We start from the raw sequence: 15,184 nt of genomic DNA on the forward strand, positions 1-15,184 counted from the left end.
TCCCACGATGGCTCGACCCTGGCGCTCCTCTCCTGGAGCCAGCGCACCGGCGCTGACCGAAGAGCCGCCAGGCGACATCCGCAGCAGGCGCCGCGCCGACAAGGCGCGGCGCCTGCGAGCGGGGCTGCCTGGTCTCCTGCTGGTCGCACCGGCGCTGTTCTTCTACGCGCTGTTCGTGCTGCGTCCGCTGGCCGCCACCGTGCAGTACTCGCTGTACGACTGGAACGGCATCACCACCGCGGAGTGGGCGGGCCTCGACAACTACGTGCGGCTGGTGACTGACCCGGACCTCATCGGGCCCATCGTCAACGCGTTCCAGCTGATCCTGTACTTCTCCGTCATCCCCGTGATCTTCGGCGTCATCGCCGCCGCGATCATCCGCAAGTTCGGCGAGAGCAAGCTCGCGCTCGCCTCCCGCACCGTGCTCTTCCTTCCCCAGGTGATCCCGCTGGTCGCCGCCGGCATCATGTGGACCTGGCTGCTCGCCTCCAACGGCCTGGTCAACCAGGGCCTCGCGCTCATCGGGCTGGATGGCGTGACGCGCGCGTGGCTGGGCGACTTCGACACCGCGCTGCCCGCCGTGGGCATCATCGGGGCCTGGGTCAACGTGGGCCTGTGCATGCTGCTGATGCTCGCTGGCATGACCAAGATCGACCCGGCTCTGTACGAGGCGGCGCGCCTCGACGGCGCCGGCGCCATCCGTGAGTTCTTCGCGGTGACGCTGCCCGCGGTCAAGCAGGAGCTGGGCGTCGCGATCATCATCACCGTCATCAGCGCTCTGCGCAGCTTCGACATCATCTACATCTCGACCCAGGGCGGTCCCGGCAACGCGACCCTGGTGCCCGGCCTCGAGATCTACCGCCTCGCGTTCTTCGAGCGAGAGATAGGCCAGGCGTCCGCGATGGCCGTGGCACTCACCGCGCTCGTGCTCATCGTCGTCCTGCCCCTCAACCGCATCACCCGATCGGAGTCGACCTCATGAGGCCGTCCTCGCGCGAGCTGCTTCTGGGCCGCGGCATCCTTATCTTCGTGATGCTCGTCACCATCGTGCCGTTCATCACGCTGTTCGTGACGGCGCTGCACCCCCCGGGCACCTACCCCGACGGCCTGTCACTGCCGGAGGAGTACCACTGGGACAACTTCGTCCTGGCCTTCCAGTCCGCGGACATGGCGAAGATGCTCACCTCGAGCGTCCTCATCGAGCTGGGAGTGGTGCCCATCGCGCTCCTCATCTCGACCCTGGCCGGCTTCGCGCTGGGTCACCTGCAGGTGCCGTTCCGGCGCACGCTGTTCGTGGTCTTCATCCTGGGCCTCACGTTGCCCTTCGAGGGCATCATCGTGCCGCTGTACTACCAGATCCGCGACTACGGACTGCTGAACACCCAGTGGGCGATCATCCTGCCGCTCATCGGCCTGTTCATGCCGTTCGCGGTGATGTGGATGCGGGCGCACTTCGTGAACATGCCCCAGGACCTCACCGAGGCCGCCAAGGTGGACGGCGCCAGCACCTGGCAGCTGTTCTGGCGCGTGCACATCCCGCTGTCGCGTCCTGCCATCGCGTCGCTGGCGATCCTGCTGTTCCTGTGGACGTGGAACCAGTTCCTGCTCGCGATCGTGCTGGTCGACGACCCCACCAAGCGCACCATGGCGGGCGCGCTGGGAGCGTTCCAGGGGCAGTGGGGCACGGACGTGCCCCTGCTGTGCGCGGGATCGCTGCTGATCCTCACCCCCGTGCTGATCGTGTTCCTCGTGTTCCAGCGCCAGTTCGTGGCCGCGCTGCTGCAGGGTGCGGTGAAGGGATGACGGAGAGCATGGCCAGGCCCGCGTTCGACCCGGAGATCGCGCGGGCGCTCGAGCAGCATCGCGACATCATCGTCACGTCCATGGCCCGCGAGGACATTCCACGGGTGCGGGGACTGGGCGCGGATGTGTCCACCATGCACGCCAGCACCCATGCGGCGTTCGACCGGCTGGACCTCACCGCACCGGGAGTGGACGGCGCCCGGGATGTAGACCTCGTGGTGCTGCGCCCCGCGGCCGCGCGGGAGCCTGTGCCCGTGATCATGTTCCTGCACGGCGGCGGCATGGTCGCAGGCACGGCGGACTCCGATCTCGACCTCGTGGCCGAGCTCGCCTACGAGACGGGATGCGCGGTCGTGTCCGCGGAGTACCGGCTGGCGCCCGAGGACCCGTACCCCGCGGCGCTCGAGGACGCCGTGAGCGCCCTCACCTGGGTGACGTCGGGCGAGGGGCCGGACCTGCTGGACCCCCAGCGCGTGGTGCTCGCTGGCATCAGCGCGGGCGGCGGCCTCGCGGCGTCCACGGCGCTGTTCTGGCGCGATCGCGGGGGTGCGGCGCTCGCCGGGCTCATGCTGCTGTGCCCCATGCTGGATCACCGTTCCAGCTCGTGCTCCGCACGCCAGATGGTGGGAGTGGGGTCCTGGGACGCGACCGCGAACGCCACCGCCTGGGAGGCGTACCTGAACGGTGCCGACCCCGCGCCGTACGCGTCGCCGTCCGCGAACGAGGACCTGGGCGGACTGCCCCCGACGTTCATCGACGTGGGCTCAGCCGAGACCTTCCGTGACGAGTGCGTCGAGTTCGCATCGCGCATCTGGGAGCGCGGCGGCGATGCCGAGCTGCACGTGTGGCCCGGCGGCGCGCATGCCTTCGACGTGCTGGCGCCGTGGGCGCAGCTGTCGCAGGCAGCCCGTCTGCCGCGCTCGCTGTGGCTCCAGCGGCGCCTCGAGCGCTCGTGACGCATGATGGTCGGAGGAGATGACATGACCGAATCGCCAGCGCACCGCCCGCAGCTCATCACGTACGTGGACAGGCTGGGCGGCGACCTCGCGGGTCTGACGGACCTGCTCGAGGGCCCGCTCGGCGGCGTCTTCGGGGGCGTGCACCTGCTGCCGTACTTCACGCCCTTCGATGGGGCGGATGCGGGCTTCGACCCCGAGGACCACGCGCAGGTGGACCCACGGCTGGGCACATGGGACGGCGTCGCCGCGCTCGCCCGCACGCACAGCGTGATGAGCGACGTGATCGTCAACCACGTCTCCGCCGCATCGGCCATGCACCGGGACGTGCTGGAGCGCGGCGCGGAGTCGCCGTGGGAGCCGATGTTCCTGACCCTCGGCAGCGTGTTCCCCGACGGCGCGACGGAGCAGGACCTCGCTCGCATCTACCGGCCGCGCCCGGGACTGCCCTTCACGGTGATGACGTGGGGCGGCGAGCGCCGCCTGGTGTGGACCACGTTCACGGCGGACCAGGTGGACATCGACCTTCGCTCCGACCAGGCGTGGGCCTACCTGACGCACGTGATCGACACCATGGTCGCCAGTGGGGTGACGCTGCTGCGTCTGGACGCGGTCGGATACACCGGCAAGGAGCCGGGCACGGACTGCTTCATGACCGAGGCCACCGCGGTGTACACGGAGCGCATCATGGCGCTTGCCCACGAGCGTGGAGCGCAGGTCCTGCTCGAGGTCCACGGGCACCACACCCAGCAGATCGACCTCGCCCCCACCGTGGACTACGTGTACGACTTCGCGCTCCCGCCGTTGGTGCTGCACGCGCTGCACGCGCAGGACCTCGACCCGCTGTCGCGGTGGCTCGACATGCGGCCGGCCAACGCGTTCACGGTGCTCGACACCCACGACGGCATCGGCATCGTGGACGTGGGCGCCAGCGACCTCGTGCCCGGGGAGCCCGGGCTGCTCGAGCCCGCGCAGATCGACGCCCTGGTCGAGTCCATCCACGACGCCAGCGGGGGCGGCAGCCGTCTCGCCACCGGAGCCGCCGCGTCGAACCTGGACCTCTACCAGGTGAACTGCACGTTCTACGACGCGCTGGGCCGGGACGACCGGCGCTACCTGCTGGCTCGCCTCATCCAGCTCATGACGCCCGGCACGCCACAGGTGTACTACGTGGGGCTGCTGGCGGGAGCCAACGACACCGATCTGCTGGAGCGCACCGGGGTGGGCCGCGACGTGAACCGCCACCACTACACGCGCGACGAGGTCGAGGCGGCGCTGGCCTCACCGGTGGTCGAGGCTCAGGTCGCGGCGATTCGACTACGAGGCGAGCATCCCGGGTTCGGGGGCGAGTTCTCGCACGCGCTGTCCGGCTCGCGGGGGACGTTGCGCTGGAAGGCGGCCGATGCGACCGTCACCCTGGACTTCGACGTCGCGGACGCGACGTTCAGCCTGGTGGCGACGGACCCGTCCGGCGAACCGTGGGAGCTGACGCACGCAGCCCTCGAAGTCTGACGGCGCGCTCCCGGGCGCTCTGGCTCAGTGCCCGCCTGCCGCGAGGAACGCGATGGCTCCCACGATCGCGAGGATCGCGATGCCGAAGCAGATCCACGCAAGCACCCGCCGCCCGGCGGAGACCGAGCCGTCCTCGGCTCGAGCGCCTGGACCCGCGATGGCACGGACTCCCACGGCGAACAGCGCGGGCAGCCCGGCACCCACAAGCAGGCCGACGAGCAGCACGTTGAGCAAGGCTCCCCACTCGACGTACTCGGACATCAGCGCTCACCGTCCCTCTCCGAGCCGCGCCGCACGGCTGGCTCGTCCTTAAGCTCGGCCACGCGTGCGGCGGCCCGCCTGCGCGCGGCCTCCTCGGCCCCTCGAGCAGCCTTGGCCCGCCTCTTCGCTCGCTTGAGCTCCTTGCGCTTGACGCGCATGATCTCCGGCCGGTGCATGGTGACGGACTCGGCGACGTAGGACTCGGACTGCTGCGCGGGGTCCCAGTCATCGTTGACGTTGCTGGAGGACACCGGCTGGCGCCGCGACCACCCGTAGATGACCGCGGAGATCGCGATCAGCAGCCCGAACACGACGAAGGACCCGGCGGTGCCGCCGATGAGCACGTCGATGCCGTAGAACGCCGCTCCCACGGCGGCGGCGGACGGCACGGTGATCATCCACGCGGCGAACATGCGGCCCGCGACGCCCCAGCGCACCGAGGCACCCTTGGTTCCCACCCCCGAGCCCAGGATCGAGCCGGTCGCGACGTGCGTGGTGGACAGCGAGTAGCCAAAGTGGCTCGACAGCAGGATCACCGCAGCGGAGGACGTCTCTGCGGCCATGCCCTGACGGGAGGACAGCTCGACCAGCCCCTTGCCCAGGGTGCGGATCACGCGCCAGCCGCCGGTGTAGGTGCCCAGGGCCATGGCCAGGGCGCACGAGAGGATCACCCAGAACGGCACCGAGGAGTCCGCGGGCACCGCTCCCGCGGCGATGAGGGCCAGCAGGATGATGCCCATCGACTTCTGCGCGTCGTTGGTGCCGTGCGCGAGGGACACCAGCGAGGCGGAGCCGATCTGGCCCCAACGGAACATGCGGTCGTTGTCCTTGTCTGGCACGTCCTGGGTGATGCGGCCCACCAGGGCGGTGCCCACGGTCGCCACCAGGATCGCGATCACGGGCGCCACCAGCGCCGGGATGAGAACCTTCGCGGTCAGACCGGACCACAGCACGCCGGACACCCCTGCCGCGGCGATCACGGCGCCCACGACTCCGCCCACCAACGCATGCGAGGAGCTGGACGGGATGCCGAACAGCCACGTCAGCAGGTTCCAGACGATGCCGCCCGCCAGTCCGGCGAGCACGACCTCGAGCGTCACGATGTCCGAATCCACGATGCCGGTGGCGATGGTCGCGGCCACCGTGAGGGACAGGAAGGCGCCCACGAGGTTCAGGGAGGCGGACAGCAGCACGGCCTGCTTGGGCTTCAGTGCCCGGGTGGCGATCGAGGTCGCCATCGCGTTGCCGGTGTCGTGGAAGCCGTTGGTGAAATCGAAGGCGAGTGCGGTCGCGACGACGACTGCGAGCAGCAGGGGTTCGGTCACGCCCACCATTGTGGCCGAAAGATGAACGTCAGGTGACGGGACCTCCGGCACGCTGCGGGTGCGACCGGATCAGCCCACGTCCCCGTCCACGTACAGCCACCGACCGTCCTCGCGCACGAACCTGCTCGTCTCCCGCATCGTCCCTGGCAGGCCCGCATCATCCACCCAGTGGGCGGTGAAGGTCACGGTCGCCCGGTCCGCTGCGGAGCCGTCGTGTGTGATGTCCGCCACCTCCAGCCCACGCCACTGCACCGGCTCGAGGTCGAGCGTCCGCGGACGGGTCGAGGGATGCCACGTGCGCAGCAGGTGATCGACGTCCCGGCGCACGAACGCCGTATAGCGAGATCGCATGAGGGCCGATGCCTCCGCCGCCTCGACCTCGCCGCGCACCACGGGCCGGCAGCACTGCGCGAACGGGTCACCGGATCCGCAGGGACACGCGACGGCCATCAGGCGCCTGCGACCTCGCGCGCCAGAGCCGCGAACTGCTCGCAGTCCGCCGGCTCCGTGTCCCACGAGCACATCAGGCGCACCTCGACCGTGTCCGCAGTCGAGCCCGGTGTCCAGTCGTAGAAGCGGTAGGTCTCCCGCATCTGTGCGGCCATGGTGCGCGGCATCTCGACGAACACGGCGTTGGCCTCGGTGTCCTGCGTGAAGCGCAGCGCGCCGTCGCCGGCGAGCGGCTCCAGGCCGGAGCGCAGCACGCCGGCCATCTCGTTCGCGTGGCGCGCGTTGCGCAGCCACAGGGGGTCCTCGGTGTCGCCGGTGGAGGTCAACATCGCAGTCAGCTGCGCGGACGCGTAGCGCATCTTCGATCCCAGCTGCATGGTGGCCTTGCGCAGGTGGGGCAGGTCCGGCTCGATCCGGGCGCGCACCTGCGCATCGAGCACGATGACGGCCTCGGCGCCCATCGCGCCGTTCTTGGTGGCGCCGAAGGACACCATGTCCGCCCCGCCGCACGCGCCCAGCAGGCCCACGCCGAGCGCGGCAGCGGCGTTGGCGATCCTCGCCCCGTCCACGTGGACCGTCATCCCGGCATCGTGCGCGGCGTCCACCAGCGCACGCAGGTCCTCGAGGGGATAGACCGTGCCCAGCTCGGTGGGCTGGGTGACGGACAGCACCATCGGCTGCGCGCGGTGCTCGTCGCCCCTGTCCCCCAGCCACCGCGACAGCGACGCCGGGGTGACCCGTCCATCGGCCGCCTGCACCGGCAGGATCTTCAGGCCGCCCACCCGCTCGGGGGCGCCGTTCTCGTCGACGTTGATGTGCGCGTGCTCGGAGGCGACCACCCCGCCCCAGCGGGGCGACAGCGCCATCAGCGAGATGACGTTCGCGCCGGTGCCGTTGAACACCGGGAAGCCCAGCGCCTCGGCCCCGAACACGGAGGCCACCGCCTCATCGAACGCCGCGGTCGCCGCATCTGCCCCGTACGCGGGCTGATGCCCGCCGTCGGCGCCGGCGATCGCGGCCAGCACCTCGGGGTGCACCGCGGCGTAGTTGTCGGAGGCGAAGTGGCGTGTGTCGGTCACCCCAGCAGTCTTCCACCTCAGGCGGGAGCCACCTCGCGCACCCAGCGCGGGCCCTCCGTCCGGAAGCCCATGCGGCGCATGTAGTCGCGATCCAGCTGCTCGCGCACGTCCACCTCGAGACGGCTGAAGCCCGCCTCGGCCAGGACCCGCGACTCGCGGTACACGAACTCGCCCGGCGTGAAGTCGCGGAAGCGCTCCTTGACCCAGTCCAGCTCCACGAGGCCGCGGCCATCGCCCATGTCGCGCACGGCCACCACGCCCACCGCCTCGTCCCCGCGCACCACCAGGAACGTGTGGCGGGTGCCGCCGGCTGCGGTGCCGGTGTCGCCGTCGAGCTCGAAGGAGGGCTGGTGCTCCTGGATGTCCGCGGCGTGCTCGGCGAGCACGTGGCGCAGGAACGCGTTGTCCGCGTCCACGGGCAGCACGCGATAGACCTGCTCGTCGTGAGCCTCGCGGTACAGCCGGGCCAGCCAGTAGATGTCGATGAGGGTGATCGCGAGGTTCATGAACGCGAACTGCCACACCCCGATGGCGGCGTTGTAGCCCGTGGCCAGCACCGCTCCGATGAGGTTCATCCACCGGAACCGCAGCACTCGCGCGACCACGAGGGACCAGACGATGAGGATCGAGCCGATCCAGCCGATCGCCTCGAGAATCACCTGGGTGTCCATGCCACTCAGGGTATGCCCGGCCGATGCGGTCTCGCGCCGCGCGCACCCGTAGCCTGGCGGGGTGGACAGGACCAGCGCGCGGGCAGACGTGTGGGTGTGGGCCGTGCGCCTGGCCAAGACGCGCTCGCAGGCGACGGCCGCGTGCAAGGCGGGCCACGTGCGCGTCAACGGCGACCGTGCCAAGCCATCGACGTCCGTGCGCCCTGGCGATCGGGTGGAGGTCACCCTGGTGCATCCGGGCGGCCCGGCGCAGGTGCGCATCGTCGAGGTGCGCCAGCTGCTGGTCAAGCGCGTGGGGGCTCCGGTTGCGCAGGCTGCCTACATCGACCACTCGCCGCCGCCGACGCCGCGTGCGGAGCGCCCCGCCGCCTTCGGCGTGCGCGACCGGGGCGCCGGGCGGCCCACCAAGCGCGAGCGACGCCAGCTGGACCGCCTGCGAGGCCGGCGCGAGCGCTGAGGCTACTCGCGCATCGTCCCTCCGCACGCGCGGCCCGGCGGGCCCAGTGGCGCCCTCAAGCGTCGAGCGACGCCAGCAGCGCCTCGCGGTCGTAGCGACTCTCGCCGTGCGCCTGGACCTCGTGGACGATCCGCCCCGGGCGTCCGGACATCACCACGATGCGGTCCGCCAGCGTGATCGCCTCGTCGACATCGTGCGTGACGAGCGCCACGGCACGCTCCCCATCCTGCGACACCAGGCCCACGGACGCGAGCCACGCGTTCATGCGCCGGCGCGTCACGGGGTCCAGCGCCCCGAACGGCTCGTCGAGCAGCAGCACGGGCCGTTCCGTCAGGCACGTGCGCAGCAGCGCGAGACGCTGACGCATCCCTCCGGACAGCTCGTGCGGCCAGGCGTCCTCGAAGCCGCCCAGCCCGAACTCCACGAGGAGGGCCCGCGCGCGCGGCAGCGCGCGCTCGCGCGGCACCCCCGCTGCGATGGCTCCCACCATCGCATTCGAGAGTGCCCGCCGCCACGGCAGCAGCCCGTCGCGCTGTGGCATCCACGCGGTGGCCCGGGTCCCGTCCGATGCGCGCGGCACGGCGATCTCTCCGCTCACCCGCGCCCGCTCAACGAGCAGCCCGCCCCACGCCCGCAGCAGCGTCGACTTGCCGCAGCCGGAGGGCCCGAGCACCGCGACGAACTCGCCTCGCGAGACCTCGAGCGTGAGCCGGTCGAGAGCCACCGTCGCGTCGCCCTTCCCGCGGGCTGGCGGGAACGCGACCGTGAGGTCGCGCACCGCCAGCATGGGCGAGCGCTCGCCAGTGGCGGCACCTGCCGCGGTGACCTGCGTCACGGCCGCCCCGGCAGGAACTCGTCGGTCCAGGCCCCCTCCACGTCCGGGTCTCCCTCGAGGATCGCGCCGGCCGCGAGCCAGCCGGCGAACTCGTCCCACACCTGCGGGTCCTGCTCGCCCCAGGTCTCCGGAGAGTCCGCGTACCGCGTGGCCAGCCAGTCCGAGCTCGCCCGCACCAGCTCCTCGTCGAGCTCGGGCGCGGCCGCGAGCAGCGCATCGGCCGCAGCCTGGGGCTCCTCCATCGCGGCGGCGTAGCCGCGCGCCGTGGTCTCGACGAACGCCCGCACGGTCTCGGGAGACTCGGCGATCGCCTCGGCGCTCGTGGCCAGCAACGGGGTGTACCAGTCGGGGATGCAGTCGAACCAGTCGCGGAAGGCCAGAGTGCTGACGTCGAGGCCGTCCACGTCTCCCAGCCGGATGGTGTCCCACGCGTCGAACACCCAGGCGGCGTCGAACTGGTCCTCGCTGAGGCCGATGCGGAAGTCGTCGCTCACCAAGGGCGTGTGCTCGACCAGCTCGGGGTCGCCGCCGTCGCACGCGACGAGCGCGGAGATGATCGCGGTCTCCAGCTGCGAGCCGTAGCTGCCGTAGCGCTTGCCCTCGAGATCGCGCGGGCGCTCGATGCCGTCCTCGGTGAGCGACAGCAGGGAGGAGGTGTTGTGCTCGATCACCGTGGCGACGGACACGACGTCCGCGCCGGCGGCGCGGGCGGGCAGCAGGCCCTCGGCCACGGAGTACGCGACGTCGGCCTGCCCGGTCGCGACCAGCTGCAGGCCCGAGGTCTCGCCCGGCTCGATGACCGTCACCTCCAGCCCGGCCTCCTCGTACCAGCCGTTCTCGAGTGCGAGGTAGAGGCCGTTGTGATTGGTGTTGGGCGTCCAGTCGAGCACGACGGTGACCGGCGTGAGCGCGTCGCCGGCATCGGCCGATGCGTCCGTCTCCGTGGCGTTGGAGCAGGCGACGAGCACGGTGGCGGCCACGATGGCCGATGCGCTCGCGAGGGTGCGGTTCTTCATGAGTTCTCCTGAGGGTGATGGGGGTAGAGGGGTCATAGCCGCGCGTGCGCGGGCTGCCAGGGGGTGAGCGCGCGGCGCAGCGCCACGATCGCGAGCACCAGCACGGCCGTGAGGATCGCGATGAGCGCGATCCCCACGAAGATCTGGTCCACGGCGTAGGCCTTGCGGGAGCGCTGGATGAACACGCCGATGCCGGAGGCGCCGGCGAGGTACTCGGACACCACGGCGGCACCCACGGCGTAGGTGGCGGCGATGCGCAGACCCGCGAGCGCTCCCGGCACGGACGCGGGCAGGCGGACGATCCACAGCTGGTGCCGGCGGGTGCCGCCCAGCCCTGCGACCATGTCCGCGTGCTCGGCGTCCACGTCGCGGATGGCGGCGGAGGAGGCGATCAGGACCGGGAAGAACACGGTGAGCGCGACCAGCACGACCTTGGACGTCAGCCCGAACCCCGCCCACAGGATCATGAGCGGCGCGAGCACCACCGTGGGGATGGTCTGGCTGAGCAGCACCACGGGCTGCGCGACCTGACCCGTCGTCGGGATTGTCGCCGTCAGGACGGCGAGCAGCCATCCCACCGTGGCGCCGAGCGCGAGGCCCAGCACCGCCTCCGTGGCCGTGGTGAGCACGTGGGGGCCCAGCAGCGGGGCTGACCCTACGGCGGTGGCCGCCACATGGGACGGCGCCGGCAGCACGAACGGCGGCAGGTCGCCCATGCGCACGGCGGCCTCCCATGCGGCGATCAGCACCGCGACCGTCACGCCGCCCACGAGCGCGGCGCGCGTGCGCGGGGTCATGGCCGGTGCTTGCCCACGAGGTCCTGGACGCTGGGGCCGGAGTCCCCCGAGGCTCCGGAGACCTTGATGACGGACAGGCAGCCCTCGGCACCGGCCTGGAGGGTGGCCTCGTGGACGGTGCGCAGCAGCGCCCACACGCCGTCAGGGGATCCCTCGATCGTGGCGCCCATGGCGCCCACCTCGTAGGTCAGGCCCGAGGCGGCGATGGCCGCGATGGCGGCATCGACGTGGGCGTAGCGGTCCTCAGGGGTTCCGATGGGGCGGGGCAGGACCTGGATCTCGGCGATCACGGTGTCTCCTTGCGGGTCAGACCCAGGGACAGCGCAGCGCCGCTCCACGGCGCGACGGCGCGAGAAGGCGAGCGCGCATCGGCCGTGCGGCGGAATGCGCTCCGCCCAACGCCGCGCCCGTGAGGCACGTCCTTACGCTGGCATTACCCAGGTCAAGTTCTCGGGTCGACGGCGCGTGACGGCCGTCCTCTCAGCTCGGCTGACCCGAGCTCCCCGCGTTGGCTCCTTCACCCTAGCGCGGCAGCGGCTGGACGGTGAACCCCACCCCGCTTTTCAGAATTTGGCACCATTTTCATCTTCTACGAGCCTTCGCGAGGAAGAAGCCTCCACTGAGGAGGGAGGCGCACGGCCGATGCGGGCCTTGACAATGCAGTCGGCGCCCCGCACGTCGGGCTCGCCCGACGATGCTCAGGCCATTCAGCCTGGAGGGTTCTTCATCAGAAGCGGCCTTGGACGATGAAAATGGTGCCAAATTCTGGGAACGGGAGATCGGGTCCCGCGGGGGTCAGAAGTTCTGCTTGACCGGCTTGGCACCCCAGATGCGGTCCATGTAGTCCACCATCGAGCGGTCCGAGCTGAAGAAGCCCGAGCGCGCCACGTTGAGGATCGCGGAGCGGCTCCACGCCTCGAAGTCGCCGTAGTACGCCTCGACACGGTCCTGCGCGTCCACGTACGAGCGGAAGTCCGCGAGCGCCATGAAGCGGTCCTCGCCCAGCAGCGCGGCGATCACCGGCTCGTGGAGCGTGCGGTCCCCACCGGAGAAGGCGCCGGAGGAGATCAGGTCGATGGCGGCCTTGAGGTCCGGGTCCGAGGCGTAGACGGCCTCCGGGCTGTAGCCGCTGGCCTCGAGGTCCGCGACCTCGGGCTCGGACATGCCGAACAGGAAGAAGTTCTCGTCGCCCACCAGCTCCCGGATCTCGACGTTCGCGCCGTCATCGGTGCCGATGGTCAGCGCGCCGTTGAGCGCGAACTTCATGTTGCCCGTGCCGGAGGCCTCCTTGCCCGCGAGGGAGATCTGCTCGGACAGGTCCGCGGCGGGGATGAGCTTCTCCGCCAGCGTGACGTTGTAGTTGGCGGGGAAGGCGACCTTGAGACGGCCCTCGAGGGACGCATCGGCGTTGATCGTGGAGCCCACCGCGTTGATGAGCGCGATGATCTGCTTGGCCAGCGCGTAGCCGGGAGCGGCCTTGGCGCCAAAGACGAACGTGCGCGGGGTGACGCTCTCCAACGGCAGCGCCCCCGAGCCGATGCGCTGGTACAGCGAGACGATGTGCAGCAGCTTGAGCGTCTGGCGCTTGTACTCATGCAGGCGCTTGACCATCGCGTCCACCATGGCGTCGCCAGCGATCTCGATGCCGTCCCGCTCCTTGAGCACGCGCGCGAACTCGACCTTGTTGGCGGCCTTGATGTCGCGGAAGCGGCGGCGGAACTCGGCGTCCTCCGCGAGCGGCTCCAGGCGCGACAGCTGCGACAGGTCCTTGATCCAGCCGTCGCCGATCGCCTCCGTGACGAGGCCGGACATGGACGGGTTGGCGATGCGCACGAAGCGTCGAGGCGTCACGCCGTTGGTGACGTTGGTGAACTTCTCCGGCCACAGCTGTGCGAAGTCGCTCAGCACCTTGTCGCGCAGCAGCTCGGAGTGCAGCGCGGCCACGCCGTTGACCTTGAAGCCGGCCACGGTCGCCAGGTGCGCCATGCGGACGGCCCGCACGGGGTGCTCCGCGATGATCGACATGTGCCGCACCTTGAGCTCGTCGCCTGGGTAGGTGTCGCGCAGCTCCTCGAGGAACAGCTCGTTGATGCGATAGATGATCTCGAGGTGGCGCGGCAGCAGCTTGCCCAGCAGGTCCACGGGCCAGACCTCGAGCGCCTCCGGCAGCAGGGTGTGGCACGTGTAGGCGAACACCTTCTGGGTGACCCCCCAGGCGTCCTCCCAGGTCCACCCGCGCAGGTCCACCAGCTGGCGCATGAGCTCGGGCACGGCGATCACGGGGTGGGTGTCGTTGAGCTGCCACGTGATGCGGTCCGGGAGCCGGTGCAGGTCGAAGTCCTGGGGCAGCACGTTGCACAGGAAGTCGGCGATCGAGCAGGCGACGAAGAAGTACTGCTGCTGGAGGCGCAGCTCCTTGCCCTGCGGCGTGGAGTCCTCGGGATAGAGCACCTTGGAGATGTTCTCCGCGAAGGTCTGGTTCTTGACCGCCTCCTCGTAGCCACCCTCGTTGAACACCTGCAGGTTGAACGCCTTGGGCGCCCGCGCGGACCACAGGCGCAGCGTGTTGACGCGGTTGGTGCCGTATCCGGGAACCATGTAGTTGTAGGGCACGCCGTTGACCACGGAGGCGGGCACCCAGTCGCGGCGCTTCACGCCGTCCTCGTCGGTGACGTCCTCGACGTGGCCGCCGAAGCCCACGGTCACCGCGTTCTCGGGGTGCGGGAACTCCCAGGGCGAGCCCAGCGCGAGCCAGGTGTCCGGCTTCTCGACCTGATGACCGTCCACGAAGGCTTGCTTGAAGATGCCGTACTCGTAGCGGATGCCGTAGCCGATGCAGGGCACGTCCAGCGTGGCGAGCGAGTCGATGAAGCATGCCGCGAGGCGGCCCAGGCCGCCGTTGCCCAGCCCGGGCTCGATCTCGACCTCGCGCAGATCGTCGAGGCTGATGCCCAGCTGGTCGAGCGACTCGCGAGCGATGCCCTCGAGGTTCGAGGTCAGCAGGTTGTTGTCGAGCTGGCGGCCCAGCAGGAACTCGGCGGACAGGTACGCGACCACCTTGGCCTGATCGCGGTACTGGTTCCTGAGCGTCTCGAGCCAACCCGTCATGAGGTAGTGACGGACGGTGCGCGCCAGCGCCATGTACTTGTCGTTGGCGGATGCGCGGTCGAGGTCCACGCCGCGACCGAAGTTCAGCTCGCGCAGGAACTCGCGGGTGAAGCTCTCGACGGTGTGCTCGCGGGCGGCTACGGGAGGAGTCATGTCGTTCACGACGCCAGGCTAGGCGCTCGCGGGCGTCAGTGGTGAGTCGGAGGTCACAGTTTCACCTCCTGGAAACATGCGCACGCGTGCGCGCTACTCCCAGCGGCTGCGCGACACGCCCGGGATGGGGCCCTCCATGCGCCGTCGCTGGCCCTCCGCGATCACCATCTCGATGCGGTCGGACTCCAGCCGGTGAGAGCGGCCGAGGATCATCAGGCCCACGTACGCCGCACCAGCGCCCACCGCGAGGGAGCGCGACGCGCTGAACACCGAGCTGTCGATCTCCGGCAGCCGGCACGCCCCGTCGCGCGCGCCCACGCAGCCCATCGCGGAGCCGGCGAAGATCACCACCGCGCCCGCGACCATGAATCCCACCAATGCGACCACGGACCAGGTGCGGACCCTGCGGGCGAAGGCCGCCCTTCCCGCGAGCGCGCTCACCCCGTCCTCACTCAGGAGGAACTCGCGGTTGCTGCGGTGCAGCGACTCGAGCCACCACCGGCACCCCAGCCACACGGCCGCACCGCCTCCGGTCATCGCCATCGCGAGGAGCAGCGCGCCCGGGTCGTCCCACACGAACAGCTGGCCGCTCGAGAGCACCAGCAGCAGCAGTCCCATGGCCGTCACCCAGATGGCGACGAACCTCAGCAGGTGCGTGCTGGTGGTGCTCGTGTACGGCGGCGGCGCGCTCGCGGTCTGCATCGACTCCTCCTCGCTTCTGAGCGTAGGCCGGAGCGCTGACATGCCGCCAGCCGACGGTG

At 70.5% G+C, this 15,184-nt stretch carries 16 protein-coding genes and 1 riboswitch; of the genes, 5 read left to right on the plus strand and 11 right to left on the minus strand.

Annotated elements, in window-relative coordinates:
- Nucleotides 1–7 precede the first annotated feature (7 nt).
- From Dac01nite_RS04415 to gtfA, 4 genes are read left to right on the plus strand one after another with little or no spacing between them, the layout of a single operon-like run.
- On the plus strand, nucleotides 8–982 hold the full coding sequence (locus tag Dac01nite_RS04415; RefSeq protein ID WP_203653635.1) for a carbohydrate ABC transporter permease: 975 nt from the start codon (nucleotides 8–10) through the stop codon (nucleotides 980–982).
- Nucleotides 979–1,803, plus strand: a complete 825-nt coding sequence (locus tag Dac01nite_RS04420) for a carbohydrate ABC transporter permease (RefSeq protein WP_203653636.1) — start codon at nucleotides 979–981, stop codon at nucleotides 1,801–1,803. The genes Dac01nite_RS04415 and Dac01nite_RS04420 overlap by 4 nt, the downstream gene beginning before the upstream one ends.
- Nucleotides 1,800–2,759 (plus strand): alpha/beta hydrolase, encoded by a 960-nt coding sequence (locus Dac01nite_RS04425; RefSeq protein WP_203653637.1) that lies wholly within the window; start codon nucleotides 1,800–1,802, stop codon nucleotides 2,757–2,759. The genes Dac01nite_RS04420 and Dac01nite_RS04425 overlap by 4 nt, the downstream gene beginning before the upstream one ends.
- Nucleotides 2,760–2,783: 24 nt before the next feature.
- On the plus strand, nucleotides 2,784–4,271 hold the full coding sequence (gtfA, locus tag Dac01nite_RS04430) for a sucrose phosphorylase (RefSeq protein WP_203653638.1): 1,488 nt from the start codon (nucleotides 2,784–2,786) through the stop codon (nucleotides 4,269–4,271).
- A 24-nt stretch (nucleotides 4,272–4,295) separates the two neighbouring features.
- On the opposite strand, the gene Dac01nite_RS04435 is transcribed toward gtfA, so the two are convergent.
- Genes Dac01nite_RS04435 through Dac01nite_RS04455 form a run of 5 tightly spaced genes read right to left on the minus strand, consistent with a single transcriptional unit; the run spans nucleotide 4,296 to nucleotide 8,057 of the window.
- Nucleotides 4,296–4,532, minus strand: a complete 237-nt coding sequence (locus Dac01nite_RS04435) for a hypothetical protein (RefSeq protein ID WP_203653639.1) — start codon at nucleotides 4,530–4,532, stop codon at nucleotides 4,296–4,298.
- On the minus strand, nucleotides 4,532–5,866 hold the full coding sequence (locus Dac01nite_RS04440) for an inorganic phosphate transporter (RefSeq protein ID WP_203653640.1): 1,335 nt from the start codon (nucleotides 5,864–5,866) through the stop codon (nucleotides 4,532–4,534). The genes Dac01nite_RS04435 and Dac01nite_RS04440 overlap by 1 nt, the downstream gene beginning before the upstream one ends.
- A 60-nt stretch (nucleotides 5,867–5,926) precedes the next feature.
- Nucleotides 5,927–6,307 carry a YchJ family protein gene (locus Dac01nite_RS04445; RefSeq protein WP_203653641.1) on the minus strand — a complete coding sequence of 127 codons (381 nt, stop codon included), beginning with the start codon at nucleotides 6,305–6,307 and terminating at the stop codon, nucleotides 5,927–5,929.
- Entirely contained in the window at nucleotides 6,307–7,386 is a 1,080-nt protein-coding gene (locus Dac01nite_RS04450) for a threonine aldolase family protein (protein WP_203653642.1), read from the minus strand. Before Dac01nite_RS04450 ends, Dac01nite_RS04445 begins: the two co-directional genes overlap by 1 nt.
- A 17-nt stretch (nucleotides 7,387–7,403) precedes the next feature.
- Nucleotides 7,404–8,057: a hypothetical protein gene (locus tag Dac01nite_RS04455; protein WP_203653643.1), complete on the minus strand. Its 654-nt coding sequence runs from the start codon at nucleotides 8,055–8,057 to the stop codon at nucleotides 7,404–7,406.
- A 61-nt stretch (nucleotides 8,058–8,118) separates the two neighbouring features.
- Between Dac01nite_RS04455 and Dac01nite_RS04460 the strand changes: the two genes are divergently transcribed.
- Nucleotides 8,119–8,514 (plus strand): RNA-binding S4 domain-containing protein, encoded by a 396-nt coding sequence (locus Dac01nite_RS04460; protein WP_203653644.1) that lies wholly within the window; start codon nucleotides 8,119–8,121, stop codon nucleotides 8,512–8,514.
- A 55-nt stretch (nucleotides 8,515–8,569) separates the two neighbouring features.
- On the opposite strand, the gene Dac01nite_RS04465 is transcribed toward Dac01nite_RS04460, so the two are convergent.
- The 6 genes from Dac01nite_RS04465 to Dac01nite_RS04490 form a co-directional block, all read right to left on the minus strand.
- The gene (locus Dac01nite_RS04465; RefSeq protein ID WP_203653646.1) at nucleotides 8,570–9,349 is read right to left on the minus strand and encodes an ABC transporter ATP-binding protein; all 780 of its coding nucleotides are present in this window, start codon (nucleotides 9,347–9,349) and stop codon (nucleotides 8,570–8,572) included.
- Nucleotides 9,346–10,365 (minus strand): ABC transporter substrate-binding protein, encoded by a 1,020-nt coding sequence (locus Dac01nite_RS04470; protein WP_239066501.1) that lies wholly within the window; start codon nucleotides 10,363–10,365, stop codon nucleotides 9,346–9,348. The genes Dac01nite_RS04465 and Dac01nite_RS04470 overlap by 4 nt, the downstream gene beginning before the upstream one ends.
- A gap of 32 nt (nucleotides 10,366–10,397) precedes the next feature.
- The gene (locus Dac01nite_RS04475) at nucleotides 10,398–11,162 is read right to left on the minus strand and encodes an ABC transporter permease (protein WP_203653648.1); all 765 of its coding nucleotides are present in this window, start codon (nucleotides 11,160–11,162) and stop codon (nucleotides 10,398–10,400) included.
- Nucleotides 11,159–11,452 carry a thiamine-binding protein gene (locus Dac01nite_RS04480; protein ID WP_203653649.1) on the minus strand — a complete coding sequence of 98 codons (294 nt, stop codon included), beginning with the start codon at nucleotides 11,450–11,452 and terminating at the stop codon, nucleotides 11,159–11,161. Before Dac01nite_RS04480 ends, Dac01nite_RS04475 begins: the two co-directional genes overlap by 4 nt.
- Nucleotides 11,453–11,564: 112 nt before the next feature.
- Nucleotides 11,565–11,678: riboswitch (TPP riboswitch) on the minus strand.
- A gap of 279 nt (nucleotides 11,679–11,957) precedes the next feature.
- Complete coding sequence (locus tag Dac01nite_RS04485) at nucleotides 11,958–14,423, minus strand: glycogen/starch/alpha-glucan phosphorylase (protein WP_203653773.1); 2,466 nt, start codon at nucleotides 14,421–14,423, stop codon at nucleotides 11,958–11,960.
- 93 nt (nucleotides 14,424–14,516) lie between these two features.
- Complete coding sequence (locus tag Dac01nite_RS04490; protein WP_203653650.1) at nucleotides 14,517–15,125, minus strand: hypothetical protein; 609 nt, start codon at nucleotides 15,123–15,125, stop codon at nucleotides 14,517–14,519.
- Between the last annotated feature and the right edge of the window lie 59 nt (nucleotides 15,126–15,184).

The organism is Demequina activiva (assembly GCF_016862815.1).
Taxonomy (GTDB): Bacteria; Actinomycetota; Actinomycetes; order Actinomycetales; family Demequinaceae; genus Demequina; species Demequina activiva.

Coding starts and splice junctions, on each gene's coding strand:
- Dac01nite_RS04415 (WP_203653635.1), top strand. CDS start 8: ATGGCTCGACCCTGGCGCTCCTCTCCTGGAGCCAGCGCACCGGCGCTG.
- Dac01nite_RS04420 (WP_203653636.1), top strand. CDS start 979: ATGAGGCCGTCCTCGCGCGAGCTGCTTCTGGGCCGCGGCATCCTTATC.
- Dac01nite_RS04425 (WP_203653637.1), top strand. CDS start 1,800: ATGACGGAGAGCATGGCCAGGCCCGCGTTCGACCCGGAGATCGCGCGG.
- gtfA (WP_203653638.1), top strand. CDS start 2,784: ATGACCGAATCGCCAGCGCACCGCCCGCAGCTCATCACGTACGTGGAC.
- Dac01nite_RS04435 (WP_203653639.1), bottom strand. CDS start 4,532: ATGTCCGAGTACGTCGAGTGGGGAGCCTTGCTCAACGTGCTGCTCGTC.
- Dac01nite_RS04440 (WP_203653640.1), bottom strand. CDS start 5,866: ATGGTGGGCGTGACCGAACCCCTGCTGCTCGCAGTCGTCGTCGCGACC.
- Dac01nite_RS04445 (WP_203653641.1), bottom strand. CDS start 6,307: ATGGCCGTCGCGTGTCCCTGCGGATCCGGTGACCCGTTCGCGCAGTGC.
- Dac01nite_RS04455 (WP_203653643.1), bottom strand. CDS start 8,057: ATGGACACCCAGGTGATTCTCGAGGCGATCGGCTGGATCGGCTCGATC.
- Dac01nite_RS04470 (WP_239066501.1), bottom strand. CDS start 10,365: ATGAAGAACCGCACCCTCGCGAGCGCATCGGCCATCGTGGCCGCCACC.
- Dac01nite_RS04475 (WP_203653648.1), bottom strand. CDS start 11,162: ATGACCCCGCGCACGCGCGCCGCGCTCGTGGGCGGCGTGACGGTCGCG.
- Dac01nite_RS04485 (WP_203653773.1), bottom strand. CDS start 14,423: ATGACTCCTCCCGTAGCCGCCCGCGAGCACACCGTCGAGAGCTTCACC.
- Dac01nite_RS04490 (WP_203653650.1), bottom strand. CDS start 15,125: ATGCAGACCGCGAGCGCGCCGCCGCCGTACACGAGCACCACCAGCACG.